Genomic DNA, 22,968 nt, shown 5'->3' on the forward strand with positions numbered 1-22,968 from the left:
GGTGGTGTCCTTGACGCAGGCAAGCGTTGGCGCTCCTTTGAGTGAGTGATAATAACAAAATGAAGACAAGCAGAGAGCAAAGACCGTGGGGATGGTTTGAGCAGTTCAACAAAAACGACCCGTGCACCGTAAAACTCATCCACGTCAAGGCAGGAAGCAGGCTTTCCCTGCAATACCACGAAAAGCGCAGAGAGTTCTGGAAGGTGGTAAAGGGACCCGCTATTGTTCAGATAAACGGCAAGACGTTTACAGGCAAGGCCGGCGACGAGTTTGAGATACCAACCCGCGCAAGGCACCGGCTTGCCGCAAAGGGTTCAGACGCCCTGATCCTGGAGATATCGTACGGCCATTTTGACGAAGACGACATTGTCAGGATAGAGGACGACTTTGGGAGGACGAAGGACGTCCTTTACGCCTAGCTAGACCAGGCTAGTCGCCTTTTTTTCCAGTTATTGCCTTTGCCAGGTGCTGGAAGAATATTGCCCTGCGGAGCTTGCCAAATTTGTTGCTTGTCGCATACAGCTTGACAGGGGTATCGCAGTGGGTACACACCTTTTTCTTTTTCAGTATCACAAGGTCGGTCAGCGGGTGCGTGCCGGAGCAGGTCGAGCACCAATAGTACATCAGACCCCGCGTCTGGTGTAGAGTAAGCGACTCGAAATCAAGGCCTTCCTTCGAGCATACCTCCCGCGCGATCTCTACCAGCGCAGGGTCGCAGTTGCTTGGAATCTGTTGTGCCATGCTTATTAATGGGTCGGAGCGGTTAGATAAGTCTAATGGTCACATGTTAGCTAACCACATTCGAGCATTAAAGTTATATCTTGAATAGAAATAACCCACGCAGTCCATGAAAGCGGTATACGTAGTCAGAGATCCGGAAGTTGCAAGGGTGCTTGTAGACCCGATGCGCAGGGCAATCCTGAGCTTTTTGCGCGAAAAGCCGATGACCCAGGCGCAGCTTGCCGACGAGCTCGGGCTATCTGACGCGTCGCTCAACTACCACATGAAGATACTAAAAGAAAACGGCCTGGTCGTGCTGACCAAAAAGGTCGCCGAGGAACACGGCATAATCCAGAAATTCTTTTCGCCGGTGGCCTGCCTTTTCGTGTATGACATTGACGCGCTTCCAAAGGACATCGCGCGTTACTTTTATCCCCAGAGCCTAGAGCGCGCAAGGTCTGTCATCTCTATGCACGACCTTGGCATAGAGGCCCATGACTCGCATTCCGTCAACGCAATCTCTGACAACCTGTCGCGCCTTTTGGTGAGCACCGCCAAGGCGTACGAGAAAAAGCAAGTCCCGTACGGCAGCGACGCGCTTATTCACGAGATTTACGGCAAGGCCATATCGGCCCTAGGCAAGAGCCCAATCAGCATGCACCAAAAGCGCAAGTAGCGTAGACTCTTTTTTTCTCGTTTGTTAGTTCTCTCACTCAGACAAGCACCATAAGGATCAGGGACGACGATATGAGGGCACACGCGATTATGATTGCGACGCGGAGTTTTTTGTTAGACAGCACTAATCGTTTTGGCACAGCTGAACATAATTTTAGGCTATGCCCCCTTGTGCACGATGCTGTCAAGGTACATCTGCACGTGCGGCTCCGCGACCCACAGCTTGCTCTCTTTTTCAAACAGGTACCCGTACCTTTGCGAGCTTCCCATCTTTTCCTTTGACTGCAGTTCTGTAAGGTAGCGCGCCGTTATCGCCTCTTCGTCAAAGCCGTTCTTCCTTGCCACGGCTTCAAGCATGTCGTGCATTCCAGAGCCGTGCTGGGCGGCCTCTTTGACCCTGAAGGCGACATCGTGCGGTATGCCCAGCCTTTCTGCAAGTCTGCGGTGGACGCGCTTGCCAAACCTGTCGCCTGGCCTGACGTTTAGGCGCAGGTCTGCCTCCATCGATGCCTTGACGACGTACAGGTCAAGGTACGGCTCGCGCAGCTCTATGCTGTGCGCCATCGTTATCTTGTCCTCGCGCTCCAGCGTCTCCTTGTACAGGAGCGAAAGGTCCTGCGCCATGCGCCTGCGCAGCTTGCGGTAGCCTTCGCGCTCGGCCACGCACGAGTACCAGTTGTAGCCGGCAAAAAGCTCGTCGGCACCCTGTCCTGTCAGCATTATGCGTATCCCGTCCTTCTTGGCAAGCTCGACCGCGCCGTACACGGGCAGGGCGACTTCTATCTGGCCAGCGTTGCTTTCCTCAATGACCCGGATTAGCTCTGGCACCAGCTGCTCGACCCTGTCCTGCGAAAGCTCGTTTGCTTTAAGCTTCAGCCCAAGCGTGTCTGCAATCTGGCGCGCAAACTCTAGGTCGCTTGACCCTTCCACTCCGCAGGTGTAGCAGATCACTTCAGGCACCATCTTGCTTGCAAGGTATGCCACGAGCACGCTGTCGATGCCGCCGGAAAATATTATCCCTATGCGCTGCACGTCCTGCGTGCGTTTTTTCATCGCGGCGACAAGCGCGTCTTCATAGGCGGCAACCGCAGAAGCCATTGTCCTGTGCATGACCCGCGCCTTTAGCAGGCCGGCTACCTGCACCTGCGGCTTTGTGCAGGCCTTTTCAATGACGAGTGCGTGGCCGGGAAGCACGCGCAGAGTAGGCTCCTTAAAGCCCACCGCCCACAGCGCCTTGCGCTCTGACGCAAACGCCACCATCTGCTCGTTTTCCGCATAGTACATCGGCCTGACCCCAAGCCTGTCCCTCACAAGCACGGTGGTGTCCGTTGCTTCGTCCCGTATCGCAAGCGCATAGACCCCATCAAGCTCCGCCACGGTCCTCCTGACTGCTTCAAGGAGGTCGCGGCAGGAGTTGTTGTAATGCTCTTCAAGCAGGTGCACTATGACTTCGCTGTCGGTTTCTGTCGTAAAGGTGTGGCGCCCCTCGATTCGCGCTTTTAGCTCTTTGTAGTTGTATATCTCGCCGTTGTGCTCCAGAGTCAGCCTGCTGTCGCAGCTCCTGAAAGGCTGGGTCCCGCACGTCCCTCCCACGATGGCAAGCCTCGAATGGCCGATAACGCTCTGCGCGCACATCTTGCCAAGGTCAAGGTCTGCCACTGATTGCGAACGTATCACTTGTCCTTCAAAAGAGACGCCGGCGCCGTCCGGCCCGCGGCTTGCCATGCTAAAAAGCATCGAGCCGACAAGCGGCGCGACGTTCCCTCCACGTTTACTCAATACACCTGCAATTCCACACATTTTTCTTTAACCAAAACCTGACACGCAGTCAGGCATCTGCCCAAACTACCCGTACATGATTTAAAAGAGTTTGCCGGGAATGTTATGCAGCTTTTTTGCAGATCAATATCCCGCGGTCATGACGAATACTGGTCTTCGCCGCCAAGCGACTCTAGATATGCCGCGTGGCAGTCCTTGCACTGGTTTCCAACAAAATTGCTTTCCTCCACTTCTTGCTTGCAGCTGACGCACCTTTTTTTCGCCATAACGGCTGACAGTTGAAAATCTGCCGGCGGATAAGTGTTTGCGTGCGTGTTTATGCATCACTACCAATATATGCTTGAATTGGAAATTTACAGCCCCTTGCTCTCAGCCACAGGAAGATTCCGCCTTGCAGACGTGTTTGCCCCCAGCGGCGACCAGCCGGAGGCCATAGAAAAGCTGGCAAAGAACGTGCAAAAGGGCGGGAGGCAGACACTCCTTGGCGTGACAGGAAGCGGCAAGACGTTTACCATTGCAAACGTCATTGCAAGGACAAACAAGAACACGCTTGTCATATCGCACAACAAGACGCTTGCGGCGCAGCTGTACGCCGAGTTCAAGGAATTCTTTCCTGAAAACAACGTCGGATATTTCGTCAGCTTTTACGACTATTACCAGCCGGAAAGCTATATCCCGCAGACAGACACGTACATCGAAAAGGACACGGAGGTCAACGAAAAGATTGAAAAGATGCGCCTTGAGGCTACCGCGATGCTCATGTCCGGCGAGCCCACCATCATAGTCGCGACCGTTTCGTGCATATACTCGCTTGGCTCACCAAAAGAGTGGGAGGGCAGCTCGATCGCCCTTGCCAGGGGAGACATGATCGACAGAAAGGCGATAATAAAGAGCCTCATAGACGCGCGCTATGAGCGAAACGACCTTGCGCTTGTCCCCGGCACGTTTCGCGCAAAGGGCGACACGATTGACATCATACCCGGCTACTCTGACGACGTTATCCGCGTATCCATGTTTGGCGACGAAATAGAGAGGATAAGCATCCACGACCACGTCAGCATGAAAAAGCTGCGCGAGGCAGGCGCTGTGAGGATATTTCCGGCGAAGCACTACATCACCGCAGAGGAGGCCCGCGAGCACGCAGTCAGGTCGATAAAGAGCGAACTGCAAGAGTGGCTGCCGCGGCTGCCCTCTGAACTTGAAAAGCAGCGCCTCGCCTCAAGGACGAAATATGATTTAGAGATGATAGAGGAGCTTGGCTACTGCTCTGGCATCGAGAACTATTCCCGCCACTTTGACGGGAGAAGGCCGGGCGAGCCGCCGTTCTGCCTTCTTGACTTTTTCGGCGACGACTTTCTCCTTGTAATAGACGAGTCGCACGTCACGATTCCGCAGCTGCACGGCATGCATAACGGCGACCACACGCGAAAAAAGTCGCTCGTGGACTTTGGCTTCCGGCTGCCAAGCGCGTTTGACAACCGCCCCCTGAAGTTTGAAGAGTTTGAGAAATACCTGAAAAACACGGTGTTTGTCTCTGCCACGCCGGGCCCGTACGAGCTAAAGACGAGCAGGCAAGTCGTTGAACAGCTAGTAAGGCCGACGGGGCTTGTGGACCCCAAGGTGGAGGTCAGGCCGACGAAAAACCAGATGGACGACCTCATCCGTGAAATAAAAGCCAGGGCAAAGCGCGACCAGCGCACGCTCGTGACAACCCTCACAAAGAGGATGGCAGAGGACCTTGCAGAATTCCTGGCGAAAAACGAGGTGCGCGTGCGCTACCTCCACTCCGAGATAGAGGGGCTGGAGCGCACAGAATTGATAAGGCAACTGCGCCTCGGCGAATTTGACGTAATAGTGGGAATCAACCTGCTGAGGGAAGGCCTTGACATCCCGGAGGTCTCGCTCGTGGCGATACTTGACGCTGACAAGGAAGGCTTTTTGCGCAACACGACCAGCCTGATACAGACCTTTGGCAGGGCGGCCAGGAACCTTGACGGCATGGTGATACTGTATTCCGACAGGATGACAGAATCGATGGAGGAGGCTATCGAGGAGACGGAGCGCAGGCGCAAGCGCCAGATTGACTACAACAGGCGCCACAAGATAACTCCAAAGACGATCGTCAAGCCGGTGCCAGAAAGCACGGCGCCCGGTGAAGTTGCCGAGGCGGCAGAGACAAAGTCGATGACCCGGCGCGACCTGCTAAAGCTTGCGATAGAGACAGAGGCGACAATGAAGAAATATGCCGAGGAGCTAGAGTTTGAGAAGGCGATAATGTTCCGGGAAAAGCTGGCAAGGATAAAAAGGGCGCTTGGCGACGTGACGCCTGTCACTGAGGTGTCCTGACAATATGGCGCACGACAAGATAATCATCAGGGGCGCAAGGCAGCACAACCTGAAGAACATAAGCGTCGAGATCCCAAAGAACAAGCTTGTCGTGATTACAGGGCTGTCAGGCTCGGGGAAATCGACGCTTGCGTTTGACACGATATACGCGGAGGGCCAGCGCAGGTACGTCGAATCATTGTCGGCGTACGCAAGGCAGTTTCTGGAGCTCATGGACAAGCCCGACGTCGACTCGATAGACGGGCTTTCGCCGGCGATATCCATCCAGCAAAAGACCACCAGCAAGAACCCGCGCTCGACAGTCGGCACCGTGACAGAGATCTACGACTATTTGCGCCTGCTTTTTGCAAGGATCGGCATCCCGCACTGCCCCAGGTGCGGCAGGCGCATTGCAAGCCAGTCCGTTGACTCGATCACAGAGTCGGTGCTAAAGACGGCGGAAGGCAAGAGCGTGATGGTGCTTGCGCCCGTCGTGCAGGCAAAAAAGGGCACGTACGAAAAGCTGTTCGACGAGCTAAAGCATGAAGGCTACTCCCGCATAAGGCTTGACGGCGAGGTGACAAACCTCGAGGAAGAGGATGAAAAACCCAAGACGCCGAGGCTTGACAAGCAGAAAAAGCACACGATAGAGGTAATAGTCGACAGGCTAAAGCCGTCAGCTGAAGAAAAAAGCAGGCTCTTTGAATCAGTCCAGTCGGCGCTAAAAGTAGGAAGTGGCACTGTAGTCGTGTCGGTGGACGGCAAGGACACGATGTACTCGCAGAAAAACGCGTGCCCCCACTGCGAGATAAGCATAGGCGACATCGAGCCCCGCACGTTTTCGTTCAACTCGCCCTTTGGCGCCTGCCAGGGCTGCAACGGCCTTGGCATAAAAATCGAGTTTGACCCCGACCTGATAATACCAGACAGGCAAAAGAGCATCCTTGAGGGCGCAATAAGGCCGTGGACGGGGCACTTTGCCACTTTCCGCGCGTCGATGCTAAAGGACGTGGGCAGGAAATACGGCTTTGACCTTGCCATGCCTGTTTCCAAGATGACGCAGAGGCAGCTCAACGTCATCCTGTACGGCACCGACGAGAACATACACTTCAAGTACGAGTCAAAGTATTCCGACAGCCGCTGGGAATACAACGGCACGTTTGAGGGCGTGATCCCAAACCTGGAGCGGACGTACAGGCAGACCGAGTCTGAGAGCAAGCGCGAAGACCTCATGCAGTTTATGCGCGAGCGGCCCTGCGAGCGCTGCAGCGGCAGGCGCCTGCGGGAAGAGGCGCTTGCAGTCAAGATAGGAGACAGGTCGATAATGCAGGTCTGCGACCTGTCCATTGACGCCTGCTACAATTTCTTCCAGAAAATAGAGCTGTCAGAGACAGAGCGCTACATCGCCCGGACGATACTGAAGGAGATAATGTCCAGGCTAGAGTTTTTGAGAAACGTCGGCCTCAACTACCTCACGCTCAACAGGATGAGCGCGACCCTCTCCGGCGGCGAATCGCAGAGGATCAGGCTTGCGACGCAGATAGGCTCTAACCTCACCGGCGTCCTGTACGTCCTTGACGAGCCGACAATCGGCCTGCACCAGCGCGATAATGCACGGCTGATTGATACGCTAAAGAAACTTCGCGACCTTGACAACACGCTTGTTGTAGTCGAGCACGACGAGGAGGTGATACGCAGTTCAGACTGGATAATAGACATCGGCCCGGGGGCAGGAATACACGGCGGCCAGATAGTCGCGTCAGGCACCCTTGCGGACATTGTTGCTAGTTGCGATTCCATCACCGGCGCGTTTCTGCGCGGCGAGCAGACTGCGGCGCACATGCACGAGCGCAAAAAGCCAGGCAAGTGGCTTGCCGTGCACGGCGCGCAGGAAAACAACCTGAAAAACATCGACGTCAGGTTCCCGCTTGGCTGCATGTCAGTAGTCACCGGCGTCTCTGGCTCTGGCAAGTCGACGCTTGTAAACGACATACTGTTCAAGGCCCTTGCAGGCCACTTTTTTGGCGCAAAAGACAGGCCCGGCAAGCACGGCAGCATTTCCGGCCTAGAGCACGCCGACAAGGTGATAGGAATCGACCAGTCGCCCATTGGCAGGACTCCCAGGTCCAACGCCGCGACATACGTCAACGCCTTTACGCCGATACGCGAGCTGTTTGCCAGGACGCCGCACGCCCGGGAGATGGGCTACACCGCCGGCAGGTTCTCGTTCAACGTGTCAGAAGGCAGGTGCGAGGCGTGCGAGGGCGGCGGCGTCAAAAAGATAGAGATGCAGTTCCTGCCCGACGTCTATGTCACCTGCGACGAGTGCAAGGGCAGGCGCTACAACTCGGAGACTCTATTGATAAAATACAAGGGCAAGACGATTTCTGACGTCCTTGACATGACGATAGAAGAGGCCCTGTCGTTCTTTTCAAACATACCTGCAATAACAAAAAAGCTGCAGACGCTAAACGACGTTGGCCTTGGCTACCTGCGCCTTGGCCAGCCGGCGACCACGATGTCCGGAGGAGAGGCTCAGAGGATCAAGCTTGCGGCAGAACTGTCAAGGCGCGACACGGGCAAGACAGTATACATCCTTGACGAGCCGACCACCGGCCTGCACTTTGCAGACGTGAGCAAGCTGTTGCACGTGCTAAAGAGGCTGGTAGAACTTGGCAACACGGCCATCATAATCGAGCACAACCTAGACGTCATTGCCTCAGCAGACTGGATAGTGGACCTCGGGCCCGAGGGAGGAGAAGGCGGAGGCACAATCGTGGCCGAAGGCACGCCCGAGCAGGTCAGCGAAAACGCCGCAAGCTACACCGGCCAGTACCTGAAGCAGAAACTTGCAATGGACCAGAGGCTGGTGCGGCGCAAGTAAAATGACGATGATAACCACAGCAACCCTTCGGGAAAAGCGCATCCCAAAAAACCCGGGCGTCTACCTGATGAAGGACGCAAAGGGCCAGATAATCTATATCGGCAAGGCAAAAGACCTGAGCAAGCGCGTCACTTCTTACTTTACAAAGCGCGACCACAACGGCAAGACCGCAAGGCTCGTGCAGGAAATAGCAGACATTGAGTTCATGGTCACCGACAACGAGATCGAGGCTTTCCTGCTAGAGTCCAACCTGATAAAGCGCTACCGGCCGGTGTTCAACATCGAGCTCAAGGACAACAGCCGCTATTCGTACCTAAAGATAACCGACGAGCAGTTTCCCCGGCTCCTTGTCGCGCGCCGGAACAGAAACGGCGAGTTCTCCGGCCCAAGGGGGAGGATTTACGGCCCGTTTGTGCGCGGCAGCTCAAAATACCTGACGGCAGGGCTCCTGCGCAAGCTGTTCAAGGTCAGGGTGTGCACCCGCCTGCCAAAGGTGCCCTGCTTGCAGTATTTCATCAAGAACTGCGACGCGCCCTGCATCGCAAACGTGACGCGGGAAAAATACATGGAAGGGATTGACGCGCTGCGCCAAATACTTGAAGGCAAGAGCAGCGTCGAGCGCTTTGCCCAGGAAATGGAGGTGGAGATGAAGCGCGCGTCTGACATTGGCGATTACGAGCGCGCTAGGGAGATCCGCGACACGCTCTATCGCCTGAGCGACCTGCGCATAAGGCAAAAGATGGAGAAGGCGAACAAGAGGCCCCACGAAGAGTACGTCGGGATTGTGCGCGACAAGAAAAAGGGCGTGGCGCACGTCATGGCGCTCAAGCGCACCCACGGCGTCATAAGCGACCGGAGGAAGTTCGAGTTTGATATTGTGGCAGACAACTCGTTTTCGTCGTTTCTTCTGCAGTACTATTCATCGGCGCCGGCAATCCCGCAGATGATATTCACCAGCGAAGAGCCTGAGGAAAAGGGCGTGCTCTTGATGTCGCTTGAAAAGCTTGCAGGGCACCCGGTAAAGATAGCGGCCGCCGGCAACTCTGGCGAGAGGCGCCAGCTTGTCGACCTGATTATGAAAAACCTGTCAATGTACGTCGAGCGGGGCTACGCGCCGGCGGTCGTGGAACTGAAACAGGCGCTTGCGCTTTCCGTCATGCCAGAGACAATCGACTGCTTTGACGTCTCTAACCTTGGCACGGACATTGCGGTTGGCTCTAGCGTGCGTTTTGTAAACGGCAGGCCGCACAAGGGGGGCTACCGCAAGTTCAGGATAGAGACTGTTTCAGGCCAGAACGACTTTGCGATGATTGCCGAACTTGTAAGGCGCCGGTACAAGGACGCAAAGGACCTGCCCGACCTCGTGGTAATAGACGGCGGCAGGGGCCAGCTTGGGGCGGCCACCTCTGCGCTTGCCTCGACGGGCCTCATCGTGCCGTGCATTGGCCTTGCCAAGGAAAACGAGGAGATCCACGTGCAGGGAGCAAAGGAGCCAATAGTTCTGCCGAGGAGGAGCGCGGCGCTGAGAATGCTGCAGCATGCGCGTGACGAGGCGCACAGGTTCGGCCTTGCGTACAACAAGAACCTGCGAAGGCTCACTCGACCTTGACGCTTTCCCTGCGCTGTGCCCTCTTCATCTCCTGCTCTGCAAGCTCGATGTACTTGGCAAGGGCCGTGTCTGCAGACTGGGCCGCTATCTGGACCATCCTGGCAATGGAAATTGATGCAGTCATGGCCATCTCGGTAGCCATCCTGCCTGCCACCAGGGGCCACATGTACAAGTCGGGGCCGAGACCACCGCTACTGCTCTTTTCGACCATGCAATAAAGTGTCCTTGCTGCGTCTTAAACTTTCTATAGCAAAACGGCACACAACCAACAGCCGCCGGGAGGAAAAAAGGCAGAATATGCAAAATTAAAATGCATGGTAGGTGCATGTATACCCGTGGTGGAAAGGCGTGTCAGCTTTTGACGATAACCCATATTCGGTGCATTTTGCTCACTTTGCAAGCAAGCTGGAGCAGTACCTGAGAAAGAACGGGATCTCGTGCGATGACGCGGACATGATAATCGAGGAAAGCTCGGCCATTTACTTTGAAAAGCTGGGCTCTTCCACAAACAGGCTCCTGAAGGCCTTCAAGAAGCAGGACCCTGCAGACGTGTTTGTCGACTCGGCCCACAAGGCCATCGAGAGGCACATCCCGGAGGCAAAAGACACCTTTGGCTCAACAGCCGAGATATCCAAGGTCATACGCTAGGGAAAAATAATAATAGGAAATTTTGGATATAGCCTGCGTATAATATTGTTGATAGTAGGCGTCCCGAGGGAGATAAAAGATCATGAAAACAGGGTCGCGCTCACCCCGCGCTCTGTCGCGTCGCTGGTCGCGTCAGGGATCAAGGTGTCAGTCGAGCGCGGCGCGGGAGCCAAGAGCGGCTTTTCAGATGCCGAGTATGTTTCTGCTGGTGCGCAGGTTGCAGGCGACGCCGGCGAGCTGTACTCAAGGGCAGACCTAGTGGTCAAGGTAAAAGAGATCCAGGTCGGCAAGGGCGAGCACGCGCACATTTCGCAGAGGCACGTGATTTTTGGCTACAACCACTTTGAGTCAAGCCGCGAGCTGACCAACGCCGCGGTGAGATCAGGCGCCACGTTCATCTCGTTTGAGAAGGTAATAGACGGAAACGGCCAGACGCCTCTTTTGATGCCCATGAGCAGGATCGCCGGGACCCTTGCCGGCGTGTGGTCAGGGTTTTTCCACAACTATGCGTTCAGGCACGACAGGTCGCTACGCATGAAGGCGGGTGCAGACCAGGTCAAAACAAAATTCATCGAAGACTTTGAGCTCATCGCAGAGGGCAAGATCGACGGCGCGCTGGCAAGCGGCCTGTCGCTGCATGACAGGCAGGCGATAATATTTGGAGGCGGAACAGCTGGCGAGATGGCTGCGCGGGTCTGCCATGCGCTTGGGGCGAAACTCACGATAGTGGAAAAGAGGGACAGCCGCAGAAAATACCTGCACGAGCTTGGCCTTGGCAGGTGCTCGGTAGTGGCAAGCGCCGACTATGACGCAATAAAGGGGGCAAGCGCGATAATCGGCGCGACGTACGACAAGGAAAAGGCAGACAGGATGATTGACGAAACGACGCTAAAGAACGCGTCTGAGGTACGCAAGAAGGTGATAATCGACATTTCCATAGATCAGGGAGGAAACTTTCCCTTTGTCGACTCGACCGGCAGGTACGCGCCTGAAAGCATGGGCACCATAATGTCGCCGGCGCAGATAGACTATTTTGGCAACGTCTTTGTGCGCGTCCCAAACATGCCGTCCATCGTCCCCCGCTATGCGTCAATGGCGCTGTCAAACGCGATAACCGACTACGTCAGGGCCATTGCCACCAGCCAGGCCAGGCCGGAGCTTGTACGGGCCACAAGCATAGCAAAAGGCAAGGTGCTTGACGAGGCAGTCGCAAGGGCCCACAGCCATGCAAAGGCCTTTTAGCCGGCTCTTTTGCTGGAAGAGCGTTGGAAGCTAAAGACTCGCACATGCTCTGCCCGGCGTGCCAGCACGAGTACGGCTACCACGACAAGGAAGGCCACTGCCACAAGGGCTGCTGCGGCTGCGGGTCAGACGACCATCACCACAACAATTGCTCGACCTAGGCAAAGTTTTCCACGACGCGGATCACGCCCTGCATGAAAGGATGCGGGACGCAGTGATAGGCGTAATCTCCGGCTTTTGTAAACGTGAATGACCACGAGCCACCCCCGGCAATGAAGCCGTTAAAAGTCTCGTCAAGGTGCGCCTGTGAATCGAACTTGCCGCTTATGGCATCGACATAGCCATCATCACTTGTCACGGTATGAAAATTAGGATCCTGGTTTATCCAGGTCACTTTATTTGACAGCCCGAGAACGGCGCGCACATCGTTTGGGACATAGTTCTTGGGGTTTGACTCCAAGCCTGCGTCCTTTACGATGGTGACCGGGATGGTTTGCTCTGGGTTTCGTACTTCTGGCGGGACATAAGGCGTCCTGTTGGCTTCTGGCACGTACACGTACTGGTAGTATGCCAGGCTGACAGCCACGGCAACAATGAACGCAGTCATGCTTATTCCGGCAGCGTGGCTTCTTGCCGCTTGCACGCCGCAAGTATGGGCGGCGTTTTATTTGGAAATTAGTCCAAACGTTTGGACAAAGGTTGATATCGTTGCTGCGGAAATTTTTTCATGTAAAAGACGTATGGCCGCCGGACCTGTATCGTTGGCGCGGCTTGCGGCCAAAGCAGCGCCAAAAGAGAGGCTTGCCGAAAATTACTTACTTCTTTTTCGGTTTCGCCTTGGACTTCTTTGCCTTTTTAGCTGCCATTGTTCTAGTAGAGTGACAGCTTATTGATATTATTTTGGGTATCCGGAAATTTTTCAGACTCTTGTACGCCGGCGGCAAGAGCAGCAACGACAAAAAAAGCCGGCGGGGATTTTGCATTCGCCACTCTACGGGTACTGCGGCTTGCCTCCTTTCCACGAGATCGAGTACCTTGCGCAGGGCGTGCTTATCGGGTCGGTGAGGTTTTTCGGGTAGCACTCTGGAGGCCCATAGATTCCGTACGGGTCTATGAAGTACCATTCGTTGTCAGACGGGTCGCGCCGGGCAAAAAAGATGTGCAGGTGCGTGTTTGTACCGCCCTTCCATTCGTAGTCGACCTCATCGCTTGTGCATCCGCAGCCGCCGGGCGCCGTGTCTCCTGCCCATCCAAGAAACGCGCCCCTGTCGACCTTCTTGCCAAGCATGCCCGTGTCTATCTTTTCCGACTCCTTGCCCCAGTACTTTTCCTGCGGCGTGCCGCTGCCGTCTTTTTTGCAGCCGGTGTCGTTAAGGTATTTCTTGAATTGCGAAAGCCGCGGCTCCGATAGGTTGGGCACGGTCTGGGCCCAGGACGCCTTGCAGTCTGCACTCGGGCCGTTTGCAAGGTGCATGTAGACGGTACGAAAAGCATCCTTTACGCCGCCTGCGTCGTGGCTCACGACAATAGTGTTGCCTGACCACCAATCCCACCCTATGTGGACTACAGTCCCGGAGGCCGCTGCGACTACCCCGAATTTCTTGCCGTCGTTGCGGTAATAGTCAATGGCGTGGTGCCACGAGCCGGGCTTGTAAAGCCACGTCCCGCCCCTTACCACCTTTTTGTCTGTAAACGGAAGAGTAAAGGGAGCGCCGTCAAAATAAAGCGCGGAGAGCCTTGCGTACCTCCTGTCCCCTTGAAGGGTAACCGGCCAGCGGTAATACACCACTTCTCCTGCTCCAGGATTTCCACAGGTGTTTGGTAGCCCGGGGCAGTGGATCTTGGTTCTTGTAATGCCATAGTTGTACGAGCCTTCAGGCATCACGACCTGGTTCATGCACTTGCCGTCGCATGCGCTGTCGCTCAGGGCCATTCTTACGAGACGCAGTCCCTTGTCGAAATATTCCTTGTCGCGGCTTACGAACGCCTCGGTGTCGTATCCCGACACCCACCACTGGGCGCCGGTGCCGGGGCGCCATACGGCAGAGTATTTGCCATTGGTTATGTTCAGATCAGTCAGGCGCAACCCCTTGTCGAAATAGCCCTTGTCCAGCGCCTTGAACTCGGAAAAAGTCTTTCCAGAAGTCCACCATTGCGCTCCGGTGCCGGGGCGCCAGACGCCGGCGTACTTGCCGTCACGCACTTCAAGGTCGACCAGACGGAGGCCGTCGTCGAAATATTTCTTGTCTATTGCTTTGAACTCAGAGTAGGTCTTGCCGGATGTCCACCACTGGGCGCCGGTACCTGGCCTCCACACTCCGGCGTACTTGCCGTTGTATATGTGCAAGTTTGTAAGGCGCAGTCCATCGTCAAAGTATCCCTTGTCTATTGCCTTGAATTCCGCGTACGTCTTGCCATACACCCACCACTGGGCGCCGGTGCCGGGGCGCCATATGCCTGCAAATTTGCCGTTGTGTATTTCGAGGTCTACAAGCCGCAGGCCTTTGTTGAAATAGTCCTTGTCTATCTTTTTGAAATCGGCGTAGCTTTTTCCCGAGACCCACCACTGGGCGCCGGTACCTGGCCTCCATGCTGCAGCATAAATTGTCCCGGCCACTACGACTCGCCCCTTTGCCTCAAGGTCGAAGCAACTGTTATCCGATGCGCGCTAGTTACGGCATTTTTATGGAATATATCCATTAGATGCCACTCATTCATGATTTTTCTGTTTAAAGACAATACCTAGCACATAGAAATTAGCTATTTAAAGAAAGTGCAATTTCATTCTATCAGGTAGCAGTCGAAAAGCGTGCGTATGTGTAGAAATTTTAACTGAAACAGAAAAAAAATGCATAAAATATCAAGCAGGTCTGTGCCGCATGCCAGGTCTACCTTTCTAAAATTTTTTAAAAAGACTGGCGGCGGCTTGTCATCCCCCTCCTTATGATGCAGCCGCTGCCACTACTACTACCGTTCCTATCATGTTAGGATGGATGGCGCAAAAGTATGGGTATTCTCCGGCCTTGTCAAACGTAAAGCTGAATGTCTGGCCCCTTCTCAGAACGTCAGAGTCAAAAGTGCCGTCATTGGAGGTCGCTGTGTGCACGGCAGAGTCGTCGTTTACCCAGGTGATCGTTTCTCCGGCCTTGATCTCGACAGGATTTGGACTGTACGAGTTGCTTTTTGAATTGTCAATTATGCTCACCTTTGTCCCATTCACGGCGGCAGGGGACGAGCCTTGTTGCTGCTGTTGCGAACCCTGTCCAGAGCCTCCCCCTCCTCTTGGCTGCTGACCTATGTCGTCGGGGATGTCAAAGCCGCCTCCCAGTACCTGCGCCGCCGCGATGGCCCCGGCTATGATGATTGACGATATCACCATTGCCACTGCAATTATCACAATTTTCCAAACCATGGACAGGCATGATGAATGAATTTCTTGCTTTAACCATTGTTCACCTGTCCTACGTAACTGAGTTACCTGAATGCTTATTTGCTTCGCCAATAGGTAGAACTGGTGACTGGAAAAAAGAGAACGGCAACGACGACAACACCGGCGGCGGCTGCTGCTGCTCTTGCTCTGGTCAGATAGTAGCACGTCTGTGGCAACTGAGTCAAATTGGTACATGCGCACCGAGAGAGAATTTACATCAGGAAGGACATCATCTTGAAACTAAGCGATTATGGGGAGCTCAACCAGAGCCAGTTGATGAGCTACTGCGGGCTCAACAACGTCAAGCACAAGCCGATCATTGACGAGCTGGTGGAAAAGGGGCTGATAATCAGGTTTGAAGAACCATGGGGAGAGCAGAACAGAATAATCAAGTACAGGGTTTCAGAGAAAGGAAAAGAAATCGTCGAGGCGGTACTAGAGCCCTATGAGCTACTGTTTCCAAGGGGAGAGGACAGGAAGAAATGAGCACGGATGTAGCAGCAGGTAACACAGTTACTGCCTTCTTTATAATGCGGCAGAGGGGATCATCGCTTAATGAGTGACTTGACCGATCACAGCAGCGGCAAGAAAGAGACTGCGCACGAGAACCTGCTTGAGATACTGGACAATGTCATTCGACAACTGGATTTCACAAAAAAGATGATAATCATAATGGTCATTTCGTTCATCACCGTCGTACCAGTTTCTGCCATTGTCATCAATGCAGTGACTGGTGGCAACAACCCGGGAGTTGCAATCCCCATCATTGCAGTCGCGGTTTTTCTCATATGGCTTGGAGTGGGGATCAGGCAGTGGATCGTGTTTTCAAGGTGGACGCGCAAATACCGCATGTACAGGAAATTGCAGAAAGAGCTTGACAGGAGGCTGGATTTTGAAAAAAATGATGAAGAAAAAAGCGAAAAGAAAGAACAACAGTGAGATCATCTACAACTTGTCATCCCAGTAGATTTTTTTGCCCAAAAAGAGAGTAGGGGCATCAGGCTTGCTCTCTGTTAGCGGCTATGATGCCTTGCTATGCTACGGTAACTCTCAATTTTGACACGTTATGATTGCATACTTTTTGAGGAGGAGAAGAAATGTCTGACCGGCAGCAGCAATCCCAAAAGGGATAGAACAATGAAAACAATTTGATGAATATGATCGTTGCCTGGCGGCAATCCAAGTGCCAAATGTGTTGTCCAAAAGACAGGATAATACCAGAGAGTAAACCATACCCATTTTTCTCCTCTTCTGTAAGCCTTTAGGGTAATCATGACACCAAATATTCCCATTCCAGTTGTCGCGACACCAATTGTTCGTAGTAACTCAACTTCTTTAGCGCCAGAGTAATCAGGAGAAATTTGTGGATATGCAGCAATTACGAATCCAAAACCAAGGATTGCGGTTCCGGTGGCTAGAAGCAGCATCCAGCCAATTCTTAATAATCGCATATTCAGAGCTCTATAATACAAATATTTTAGGCGATTGATAGTGCTGCAAACTATGCTCATCAATACCTTGCTTACTTGCTATCTAACACCGGCATTCTTGCCAAATGCCTAAAATATTTTTGCTACATCAACATATCAATAGTAGTAGAGACCAGAAAATGAGAGATGAGGAGCTAACGAACCCCGCGGTACGAGCGGTAATAACTGCAATGCGTGACTGTAATAGAGAGGCGTTCTTTGCTGCATTTGCCCCGTCGGCAGAGCTTACCGATGATGGCCACCTACAGCCGCTGAAAGAGTGGGCGGATAGAGAAATCTTTCAAGCACATGGTCATCTAGATGTGGAGAGAGAAGACAGTAACGGTTTGGAATTGGTCGGACTATTCCATTCGGATCAGTGGGACATGAAGACCATGTGGCGGTTCAGGGTCATCGATGGACGCATACACCGTCTTGATGTGGCCGCCCTCTGAAGTTTTTTATCGCAGTACCAAGATAGGCACACACAGTTTTGGACGGTTTTGGCGGCATTCAACGGTTACTGTGGCGATTGTAGTCCTCCATGATATTGAAGAGATTTATTCTGAAAAAGTAAGTGGGGCCGAAGGGATTTGTCCTGGCGCGGGATTAACCGCAGCCATTTGAACCCTTGACCCACGGGTTTCTTTCTCTAACTAGCCCATTTGTTGTTAGATCTGGAGCCCGTTGCGATGCCTGGCTTCGCTACGACCCCACCAAGTGGCACCGTGTGTTTTTGATAGCAGAAAGATGTCTGTATAAGTCTTATCTTTCTTCACGGGCTTGGCTTGTTCTTGGCGTCTTTGTACCTGAACTTGTCCAGTTTTACCAGCTGATGGTACGAGCCAAACTGAGCCGAGTCTGCGCTGTCAAGTGCAGACTCGGTCTCGTCGCTTTCGTCACGAAAAGTCTTTAGCAGCTTGTACGTGGTCGAGCGCTGCGCCGGAATCCTGCCCGACGAGCGTATCAGCTGCCTTATCTCTTTTGGCCTCATGAGCTGGCCGTGCTGCGCGCCTGCCGCAGTCGAGATGCTCTCGTTTATCAGCGTGCCCCCAAAGTCGTTTGCGCCGGCGGCAAGCAGGAGCTGCGACATCCTTGCGCCTTCCTTGACCCACGACACCTGGATGTTTGGTATGTGGTTGTTCAGCATTATCCTTGCCACCGCGTGCATCTTGACTACTTCGTTTCCGTCCGCGCCGGCGCGTATCCCCGGAACCGTGTGGTGGCTGTACATCGGCGCCTCCGTGTGGACGAAACTGAGCGGGACAAACTCGGTAAAGCCGTGCGTCTCTTTCTGGATCTCGCGCAAGAGCGCGATGTGCTCTGCCTTGTGGCGCGACGTCTCGATGTGGCCGTACATTATGGTCGAAGTCGTCGCAATGCCAAGCGAGTGTGCCTGCTTGATTATCGACACCCACTCGTCGACCTTTATCCTGCCCGGCGATATCACGTCGCGCAGCGGCTGGTCCAGGATTTCTGCCGCGGTGCCGGGAAGGCTGCCGACCCCGGCCTCCTTGAGCATCTTCAGGTAGTCATAGGTCTGCGTCCCGGACCTCACCGCGCCGTACAGCACCTCCTCTGGCGAAAAGGCGTGTATGTGCATGTCCGGCAGGTCCTTTTTCACGGCCCTGCATATGTCGATGTAGAGGTGGCCGTCCATCTTGGGCGGAAGCCCTGCCTGTATGCAGACCTCCGTTGCGCCAAGCGACGCCGCCTCCTTGGCGCGCCTCACTATCTCTTCGTTTGGGAGGAAGTAGCCTTCCTCCTCGCGGAAATCGCGTGAAAAGGCGCAAAAGCCGCACTGCTTGATGCAGACGTTTGTAAAGTTGATGTTGCGGTTGACGACGTACGTGACGGTGTCGCCCACCGTCCGGCGCCGGAGCTCGTCTGCCACGGTGACAAGCAGGTTCATCTCAAGGCCCGTGCAGTCAAAAAGCGCGACTGCCTCGTCGACCGTGATGTCCTTGCCTGAAAGGGCGCGGTCAAGCGCAGAAGCCACCACGGGGTCGGCGTTTTTCAGGACAGAGTCAAGCGCCACCTAGATACTCCTCCTTTACAAGGCCCGAGTGGTCAGAAAGCAAGCGCACATACTCTTCAAGGCGTTCCGATATAAATCCACCTTCAAGATATTCTGGATAAACAGGCAGCCGGGCGCGCAGATGCTTGCCCTTTTCCTCCGTGACCTGCTTCACTGACTCGATGGTAGGCCAGGGAAACTCGGGGTTGACGTGGTCGATTGTAACCGGAGAAATTCCGCCCCAGTCGTTGATGCCGGCATCGATGTAGCGGCCATAGATTGCAGGGTTCAGGTTTGGAGGCACCTGTATGTTCATTGCAGGCATCACGAGGCGCGAAACCGCGACTGCGCGCAAAAAGTACTCTTTTGGAGTCGATGCAAAGTTTGCCATCCCGGTGTCCGGCTTGGGCTCGAAATTCTGCAGTATCACTTCCTGGATGTGGCCGTGTTTTTCGTGCAGCTCCTTTATCACAAACAGCGAGTCGACAAGCTCCTCTGGCGTCTCGCCGATGCCGGCAAGTATTCCTGTCGTCATAGGTATCTTTAGCTCGCCGGCGCTTTCAAGCGTCTTTATCCTCACCTTTGGGTTCTTGCTCGGCGCGCCCTCGTGGGCCATACCCCTGCCCATCAGCCGCTCGCTTGACGTTTCAAGCATGACTCCCATGCTGACGTTGGTGTCGCGCAGCTGCGCCATCTCTTTTTTCGTCATGCTGCCGGCGTTGGTATGCGGCAGCAGGCCTGTTTTTGCAAGCACGAGCTCGCTCATCTCGCGGATGTAGTCGACGGTGGACGAGTGGCCAAGCGACGACAGCCACGACCTTGCCTCGCCGTATTTCTGCTCGGGGCGCTCGCCCGTGACAAACAGCGCCTCCGTGCACCGGGCGCGCCTGCCAGCCTCTGCTATCGCAAGCACCTGGCCGGGGCCAAGCATCGAGAGCATCGGGTCGCCCGGCTCTTTTTTGTACGTGCAGTACGAGCACGTGTCGCGGCACAGATTAACAAGATTGATGAACACCTTTCTGGAATACGTCACGATGCCGCCTGGCCTTGCCAGGTCGCGCACCCTGCCTGCGGCTGACACGAGCTCCTCTGTGGGGCATTCGGCCATCAGGCGCATGGCGTCGTGGCGTGTCAGGGCGCCGGGCCTTTCAACCGCTCTTGAAAGCGTTTCCGAGTCGGCCAGCATGTTTGTGATGTTGTATTTTATTGCCGGGTCGTCTAATAAACACAGTGTCCTTTTCTACGGCAGTTCCTGCGTTGACGGCCTTGGATCAAGGCGCACCTGTATGTGCTGCAGCTGGCCGTCGCGCAGCACGGTCACATCCATATTGTCGCCCACGGTCTTTTCCCTCTGCAGGTAGACGAGTATGTCGTCGACCTTCCTTATCTGGTGGCCGTCAAGCTCAAGCACAATGTCGCCGCCAAGAGGTATGGTCTGGCCGTCCACCCGGGTCGGGGTGCTGCCGGCCTTGATGCCGGCCTTTTCGGCGGGGCTCCCGCCAATTACTTCAACCACAAGGACGCCGCGGGGCTCCTGGAGCTTGAGCGCGCTTGCCAGGCCAGGCGTCATGTCGGCCCCAGAGATCCCGACCCACGGGTGCTGGAACTTGCCTGTCTGTATCAGAGACGGCACTATCTTGGATATGGTGTTTGACGGGACTGCAAAGCCGATGCCGGCAAACTCGCCGGTGGTCGAGCGGATGGCGGTATTGATGCCTATTACCTGGCTGCGCATGTTAAGCAGCGGGCCTCCCGAGTTGCCCGGGTTTATCGGCGCGTCGGTCTGTATGATGTCCGGGATGAAAAACGGGAGGGGGCCGGAATCCTGCGAGGGGATGAGGCGCCCGACACCGCTTACGATGCCGGCAGTCATCGAGCTTGAAAGCCCAAAGGGGTTCCCTATCGCCGCGACCTGCTCGCCCACGCGGATCTTGGTCGAGTCGGCAAGGGGCAGGGGCACGAGCTTTTCCTTTGGCGCGTCCTTGATGTAGAGCACAGCAAGGTCTGTGTACGGGTCTGAGCCAAGGATCGTCGCGCGGTATATCGTCCCGTCTGCAAACGTGACGTCAAGCTGGTTGGAGCCGGATGCGACGTGCAGGTTGGTGACGATGTGGCCGTTGTCGTCGTACACGAACCCCGAGCCGAGCTTGCCCTGCTCGGAGGCGTCGTTGCTTGCAGACACCTGCACCACGGACGGCCCTGCCTTGTCAAAAAGGTCTGGAAGCGTCAGTTCTGAATCCGCGGCCTCGACGGTGCTGACACGCCCCACTTCAAAGGCGCTGTTCTGGAGTCCTGCGCGCGGGTTGTCAGTATTGCTGCTGTCGCCGGCGTTGGTTATCAGCCTTGATATGTCAGGCAGCGGCCCCTTGGGCGCCCAGTCTAGGGAATTGAACTGCGAATAAGCGAAAAAGATAGCGACTGCAGCGACGGCGACTGCCGCTGCAAGTAATCCCTTGTGCAACCTGAAGAAAAAGGCCCCTTTTGCGCTAATAATCTTTTTCCCCGGTCACTTGCTCAGGTACGGCATTTCAAGGCCAGCCTGCGGCGGAATATCGAGAAAGTCCACTATCTTTGTGTAAAAGTAGAGGAACTCCCTGCCGCGCTCTGTAGTCCTGTACACCACACCCTCGTCGGTTGCATTCTGCACAAGCAGCCCGCGCTCGATGAGCTCTGACAGGTACATGTGCACCTGCTCGTAGCTCAGGTTGGCCCGGTACATGATATGGGTCTTGCGTATCCCGGACGTCGCAAGTCCGAGCACGTCGCCCATGATCTGTATCCTTCCCCTGTTGTTCTTGCGTTCTGGTATCGACATATCTTTGTTCTGCCGTACTGTATCATGGGGTCAATAAATTAGGGGAAGGGCGGAATTTGCAGTTGAAACGGCCGTTCCGGGCCTGTTTCAGTGCATAAAGTCCTGCTTTTCGCTCACCGTGTACTGCCTGCCGCGCCAGCTGACCGCGCCCTTTTTGCGTGCGTCGACTATTGCCGACGCAAAGCCAAGGTAGATGAGGGCTCCGGACAGGGGCGAGCCAAGCGCATAGGCAGGGCTCTGCATGACGCCATGCTTGCTCTGGACGGCAGTAGTCGCAAGCAGCATCATGATTGTGGCGACGTGGACGCCAAGCAGGATTGTCGCAGACAGCCCCGCAAGTCCGCCTGCAGCGGCAGCAAGCGCAAAGACCGGGACCGTGTAGGCAAGGAACAGGAACGGGGCGAACATTATGAAGAACACCGCGGTCGCTATCAGGTGGGCGCCTGCGTGATCCTGGTGGTACAGCGGGATGACTAGCCGGCGCAGGCCGTGCCACAGAGTCGTAAAGTCCCGCGCCCATATCGCCTCGACGTGCTTTTCGCCCCTCACCATCTTCATGCGAAAGCCGGCGGCCTTGACCTTGCTCCCCAGCGCGCCGTCCTCCACCAGCTCCTGCCTGACTCCTTCGTGCGTGCCGACCGCCTCGTACGTCTTTTTGGTTATCACAAAGAAACTGCCAAAAAAGTAGCCGGTCTTTTGCTTCGGGTTGTTTACCCGCAGGGGCGAAAACCGGGTGTGCAGAAACGTGGAAAGCGCCGGGAGCGTCACCTTTGTCCAAAAGTCGTTGCAGAGAAGCCGGGGCATCGCGGTCAGCGCGTCGAGGCCCTCTGACAGCATGCGGCCCACGGCAAGCGACATGACATCCGGCTCGTGCTTGGTGTCGGCGTCCGTGAAAAACAGGTACTCGCCTGACGCCTTTTTGTAGCCCTGGTGGCAGGCCCAGTTCTTGCCGGCCCACCCCTCCGGCTTGGCAGGCGTGCTCACGTACACTATGCGGCTGTCCCTGGCGGCATAGGACTGGATTATCTCGCCTGTCCTGTCGGTCGAGCTGTCGTTTATCGCTATTACCTCAAAGTTTGGATAGTCCTGCGCAAGGAGCGTGTCGAGGCAGGACGCGATGTATTTTTCCTCGTTTCTTGCCGGCAGGATCACGCTCACCCGGGGCCTGCTGTTGCCGCCATCTGCAGGCGCAAGGTAATAATAATGATCCTCCATCCTCGGCGCAAGGCGGAACGACTTTGCCATGTATGTCAAAAAGTACACCCAGACGCCAAATATCCCGGCAAATATCGCGGCCAGCGCGAAATTGATGGCCGCTATTGCCGCGTCGAGGGCAGGATCCATCATGTGATTTT

At 55.1% G+C, this 22,968-nt stretch carries 25 protein-coding genes and 1 tRNA gene; 12 read left to right on the forward strand and 14 right to left on the reverse strand.

Features of this window, described 5'->3' with window-relative positions:
- The first annotated feature begins 59 nt into the window (after positions 1-59).
- Positions 60-419, forward strand: a complete 360-nt coding sequence (locus NVIE_RS05360; RefSeq protein WP_075054366.1) for a phosphomannose isomerase type II C-terminal cupin domain — start codon at positions 60-62, stop codon at positions 417-419.
- A gap of 10 nt (positions 420-429) precedes the next feature.
- Here NVIE_RS05360 and NVIE_RS05365 read toward each other — a convergent pair whose 3' ends face one another.
- Complete coding sequence (locus NVIE_RS05365; RefSeq protein WP_075054367.1) at positions 430-741, reverse strand: hypothetical protein; 312 nt, start codon at positions 739-741, stop codon at positions 430-432.
- A gap of 106 nt (positions 742-847) precedes the next feature.
- On the opposite strand from NVIE_RS05365, the gene NVIE_RS05370 reads away from it, so the two are divergent.
- Complete coding sequence (locus NVIE_RS05370) at positions 848-1,396, forward strand: ArsR/SmtB family transcription factor (protein WP_075054368.1); 549 nt, start codon at positions 848-850, stop codon at positions 1,394-1,396.
- Positions 1,397-1,554: 158 nt separating this feature from the next.
- Here NVIE_RS05370 and asnB read toward each other — a convergent pair whose 3' ends face one another.
- Both asnB and NVIE_RS16055 read right to left on the reverse strand, forming a co-directional pair.
- Positions 1,555-3,195: an asparagine synthase (glutamine-hydrolyzing) gene (gene asnB, locus NVIE_RS05375; RefSeq protein WP_075054369.1), complete on the reverse strand. Its 1,641-nt coding sequence runs from the start codon at positions 3,193-3,195 to the stop codon at positions 1,555-1,557.
- A gap of 116 nt (positions 3,196-3,311) precedes the next feature.
- Positions 3,312-3,440 carry a hypothetical protein gene (locus tag NVIE_RS16055; protein WP_258914173.1) on the reverse strand — a complete coding sequence of 43 codons (129 nt, stop codon included), beginning with the start codon at positions 3,438-3,440 and terminating at the stop codon, positions 3,312-3,314.
- Between the two features lie 97 nt (positions 3,441-3,537).
- On the opposite strand from NVIE_RS16055, the gene uvrB reads away from it, so the two are divergent.
- From uvrB to uvrC, 3 genes are read left to right on the forward strand one after another with little or no spacing between them, the layout of a single operon-like run.
- Positions 3,538-5,520: an excinuclease ABC subunit UvrB gene (gene uvrB / locus NVIE_RS05380; RefSeq protein ID WP_227717487.1), complete on the forward strand. Its 1,983-nt coding sequence runs from the start codon at positions 3,538-3,540 to the stop codon at positions 5,518-5,520.
- A gap of 4 nt (positions 5,521-5,524) precedes the next feature.
- Positions 5,525-8,383, forward strand: coding sequence for an excinuclease ABC subunit UvrA (gene uvrA / locus NVIE_RS05385; RefSeq protein ID WP_075054371.1), 2,859 nt, complete (start codon positions 5,525-5,527; stop codon positions 8,381-8,383).
- A gap of 1 nt (position 8,384) precedes the next feature.
- Entirely contained in the window at positions 8,385-9,992 is a 1,608-nt protein-coding gene (gene uvrC / locus NVIE_RS05390; RefSeq protein WP_084790644.1) for an excinuclease ABC subunit UvrC, read from the forward strand.
- Here uvrC and NVIE_RS05395 read toward each other — a convergent pair.
- Positions 9,979-10,203, reverse strand: coding sequence for a hypothetical protein (locus tag NVIE_RS05395; protein ID WP_075054372.1), 225 nt, complete (start codon positions 10,201-10,203; stop codon positions 9,979-9,981). The two genes, uvrC and NVIE_RS05395, sit on opposite strands and share 14 nt — an antisense overlap.
- Positions 10,204-10,340: 137 nt before the next feature.
- On the opposite strand from NVIE_RS05395, the gene NVIE_RS05400 reads away from it, so the two are divergent.
- From NVIE_RS05400 to NVIE_RS15305, 3 genes are read left to right on the forward strand one after another with little or no spacing between them, the layout of a single operon-like run.
- Positions 10,341-10,640 carry a hypothetical protein gene (locus NVIE_RS05400; protein WP_075054373.1) on the forward strand — a complete coding sequence of 100 codons (300 nt, stop codon included), beginning with the start codon at positions 10,341-10,343 and terminating at the stop codon, positions 10,638-10,640.
- 45 nt (positions 10,641-10,685) lie between these two features.
- Positions 10,686-11,882 carry a Rossmann-fold NAD(P)-binding domain-containing protein gene (locus NVIE_RS05405; protein ID WP_084790645.1) on the forward strand — a complete coding sequence of 399 codons (1,197 nt, stop codon included), beginning with the start codon at positions 10,686-10,688 and terminating at the stop codon, positions 11,880-11,882.
- A 23-nt stretch (positions 11,883-11,905) separates the two neighbouring features.
- A complete protein-coding gene (locus NVIE_RS15305; protein WP_158435108.1) occupies positions 11,906-12,043 on the forward strand; it encodes a hypothetical protein in 138 nt (45 codons plus the stop codon).
- On the opposite strand, the gene NVIE_RS05410 is transcribed toward NVIE_RS15305, so the two are convergent.
- On the reverse strand, positions 12,040-12,489 hold the full coding sequence (locus NVIE_RS05410) for a cupredoxin domain-containing protein (protein WP_075054375.1): 450 nt from the start codon (positions 12,487-12,489) through the stop codon (positions 12,040-12,042). The genes NVIE_RS15305 and NVIE_RS05410 overlap by 4 nt on opposite strands.
- 23 nt (positions 12,490-12,512) lie before the next feature.
- On the opposite strand from NVIE_RS05410, the gene NVIE_RS15855 reads away from it, so the two are divergent.
- Positions 12,513-12,764 (forward strand): hypothetical protein, encoded by a 252-nt coding sequence (locus NVIE_RS15855; protein ID WP_075054376.1) that lies wholly within the window; start codon positions 12,513-12,515, stop codon positions 12,762-12,764.
- A gap of 109 nt (positions 12,765-12,873) precedes the next feature.
- Here NVIE_RS15855 and NVIE_RS05420 read toward each other — a convergent pair whose 3' ends face one another.
- Positions 12,874-14,499 (reverse strand): M23 family metallopeptidase, encoded by a 1,626-nt coding sequence (locus tag NVIE_RS05420; protein ID WP_075054377.1) that lies wholly within the window; start codon positions 14,497-14,499, stop codon positions 12,874-12,876.
- 324 nt (positions 14,500-14,823) lie between these two features.
- Positions 14,824-15,294 (reverse strand): cupredoxin domain-containing protein, encoded by a 471-nt coding sequence (locus tag NVIE_RS05425; RefSeq protein ID WP_075054378.1) that lies wholly within the window; start codon positions 15,292-15,294, stop codon positions 14,824-14,826.
- A gap of 252 nt (positions 15,295-15,546) precedes the next feature.
- Between NVIE_RS05425 and NVIE_RS05430 the strand changes: the two genes are divergently transcribed.
- Together NVIE_RS05430 and NVIE_RS05435 are read left to right on the forward strand one after the other, a co-directional pair.
- Complete coding sequence (locus NVIE_RS05430) at positions 15,547-15,798, forward strand: helix-turn-helix domain-containing protein (protein ID WP_374213670.1); 252 nt, start codon at positions 15,547-15,549, stop codon at positions 15,796-15,798.
- Between the two features lie 78 nt (positions 15,799-15,876).
- The gene (locus NVIE_RS05435; RefSeq protein WP_075054380.1) at positions 15,877-16,251 is read left to right on the forward strand and encodes a hypothetical protein; all 375 of its coding nucleotides are present in this window, start codon (positions 15,877-15,879) and stop codon (positions 16,249-16,251) included.
- Positions 16,252-16,376: 125 nt separating this feature from the next.
- On the opposite strand, the gene NVIE_RS05440 is transcribed toward NVIE_RS05435, so the two are convergent.
- Positions 16,377-16,823, reverse strand: coding sequence for a hypothetical protein (locus tag NVIE_RS05440; RefSeq protein ID WP_227717488.1), 447 nt, complete (start codon positions 16,821-16,823; stop codon positions 16,377-16,379).
- A 98-nt stretch (positions 16,824-16,921) separates the two neighbouring features.
- On the opposite strand from NVIE_RS05440, the gene NVIE_RS05445 reads away from it, so the two are divergent.
- Positions 16,922-17,236 (forward strand): hypothetical protein, encoded by a 315-nt coding sequence (locus NVIE_RS05445; protein ID WP_075056013.1) that lies wholly within the window; start codon positions 16,922-16,924, stop codon positions 17,234-17,236.
- Positions 17,237-17,359: 123 nt separating this feature from the next.
- Here the strand turns inward: NVIE_RS05445 and NVIE_RS05450 are convergent.
- From NVIE_RS05450 to NVIE_RS05475, 6 genes are all read right to left on the reverse strand, one after another.
- Positions 17,360-17,496: transfer RNA gene (locus NVIE_RS05450), tRNA-Trp, on the reverse strand.
- Positions 17,497-17,556: 60 nt separating this feature from the next.
- Positions 17,557-18,819: a 5-amino-6-(D-ribitylamino)uracil--L-tyrosine 4-hydroxyphenyl transferase CofH gene (cofH, locus tag NVIE_RS05455; protein WP_075054381.1), complete on the reverse strand. Its 1,263-nt coding sequence runs from the start codon at positions 18,817-18,819 to the stop codon at positions 17,557-17,559.
- Positions 18,809-19,984 carry a 7,8-didemethyl-8-hydroxy-5-deazariboflavin synthase CofG gene (cofG, locus tag NVIE_RS05460; RefSeq protein WP_174405429.1) on the reverse strand — a complete coding sequence of 392 codons (1,176 nt, stop codon included), beginning with the start codon at positions 19,982-19,984 and terminating at the stop codon, positions 18,809-18,811. Before cofG ends, cofH begins: the two co-directional genes overlap by 11 nt.
- Positions 19,985-20,038: 54 nt before the next feature.
- A complete protein-coding gene (locus NVIE_RS05465) occupies positions 20,039-21,259 on the reverse strand; it encodes a S1C family serine protease (RefSeq protein ID WP_075054383.1) in 1,221 nt (406 codons plus the stop codon).
- Between the two features lie 45 nt (positions 21,260-21,304).
- A complete protein-coding gene (locus NVIE_RS05470; RefSeq protein WP_075054384.1) occupies positions 21,305-21,613 on the reverse strand; it encodes a winged helix-turn-helix domain-containing protein in 309 nt (102 codons plus the stop codon).
- 87 nt (positions 21,614-21,700) lie between these two features.
- Entirely contained in the window at positions 21,701-22,960 is a 1,260-nt protein-coding gene (locus NVIE_RS05475; protein WP_227717489.1) for a glycosyltransferase, read from the reverse strand.
- Positions 22,961-22,968: the final 8 nt, after the last annotated feature.

The organism is Nitrososphaera viennensis EN76 (genome assembly GCF_000698785.1).
GTDB classification, from domain to species: domain Archaea; phylum Thermoproteota; class Nitrososphaeria; order Nitrososphaerales; family Nitrososphaeraceae; genus Nitrososphaera; species Nitrososphaera viennensis.

What these genes read in the sequence shown, in the direction of transcription:
- NVIE_RS05360 (WP_075054366.1), top strand. Translation starts at nt 60, where the DNA reads ATGAAGACAAGCAGAGAGCAAAGACCGTGGGGATGGTTTGAGCAGTTC.
- NVIE_RS05365 (WP_075054367.1), bottom strand. Translation starts at nt 741, where the DNA reads ATGGCACAACAGATTCCAAGCAACTGCGACCCTGCGCTGGTAGAGATC.
- NVIE_RS05370 (WP_075054368.1), top strand. Translation starts at nt 848, where the DNA reads ATGAAAGCGGTATACGTAGTCAGAGATCCGGAAGTTGCAAGGGTGCTT.
- asnB (WP_075054369.1), bottom strand. Translation starts at nt 3,195, where the DNA reads ATGTGTGGAATTGCAGGTGTATTGAGTAAACGTGGAGGGAACGTCGCG.
- NVIE_RS16055 (WP_258914173.1), bottom strand. Translation starts at nt 3,440, where the DNA reads ATGGCGAAAAAAAGGTGCGTCAGCTGCAAGCAAGAAGTGGAGGAAAGC.
- uvrA (WP_075054371.1), top strand. Translation starts at nt 5,525, where the DNA reads ATGGCGCACGACAAGATAATCATCAGGGGCGCAAGGCAGCACAACCTG.
- uvrC (WP_084790644.1), top strand. Translation starts at nt 8,385, where the DNA reads ATGACGATGATAACCACAGCAACCCTTCGGGAAAAGCGCATCCCAAAA.
- NVIE_RS05395 (WP_075054372.1), bottom strand. Translation starts at nt 10,203, where the DNA reads ATGGTCGAAAAGAGCAGTAGCGGTGGTCTCGGCCCCGACTTGTACATG.
- NVIE_RS05410 (WP_075054375.1), bottom strand. Translation starts at nt 12,489, where the DNA reads ATGACTGCGTTCATTGTTGCCGTGGCTGTCAGCCTGGCATACTACCAG.
- NVIE_RS05425 (WP_075054378.1), bottom strand. Translation starts at nt 15,294, where the DNA reads ATGGTTTGGAAAATTGTGATAATTGCAGTGGCAATGGTGATATCGTCA.
- NVIE_RS05440 (WP_227717488.1), bottom strand. Translation starts at nt 16,823, where the DNA reads ATGAGCATAGTTTGCAGCACTATCAATCGCCTAAAATATTTGTATTAT.
- NVIE_RS05445 (WP_075056013.1), top strand. Translation starts at nt 16,922, where the DNA reads ATGAGAGATGAGGAGCTAACGAACCCCGCGGTACGAGCGGTAATAACT.
- cofG (WP_174405429.1), bottom strand. Translation starts at nt 19,984, where the DNA reads ATGCTGGCCGACTCGGAAACGCTTTCAAGAGCGGTTGAAAGGCCCGGC.
- NVIE_RS05470 (WP_075054384.1), bottom strand. Translation starts at nt 21,613, where the DNA reads ATGTCGATACCAGAACGCAAGAACAACAGGGGAAGGATACAGATCATG.
- NVIE_RS05475 (WP_227717489.1), bottom strand. Translation starts at nt 22,960, where the DNA reads ATGATGGATCCTGCCCTCGACGCGGCAATAGCGGCCATCAATTTCGCG.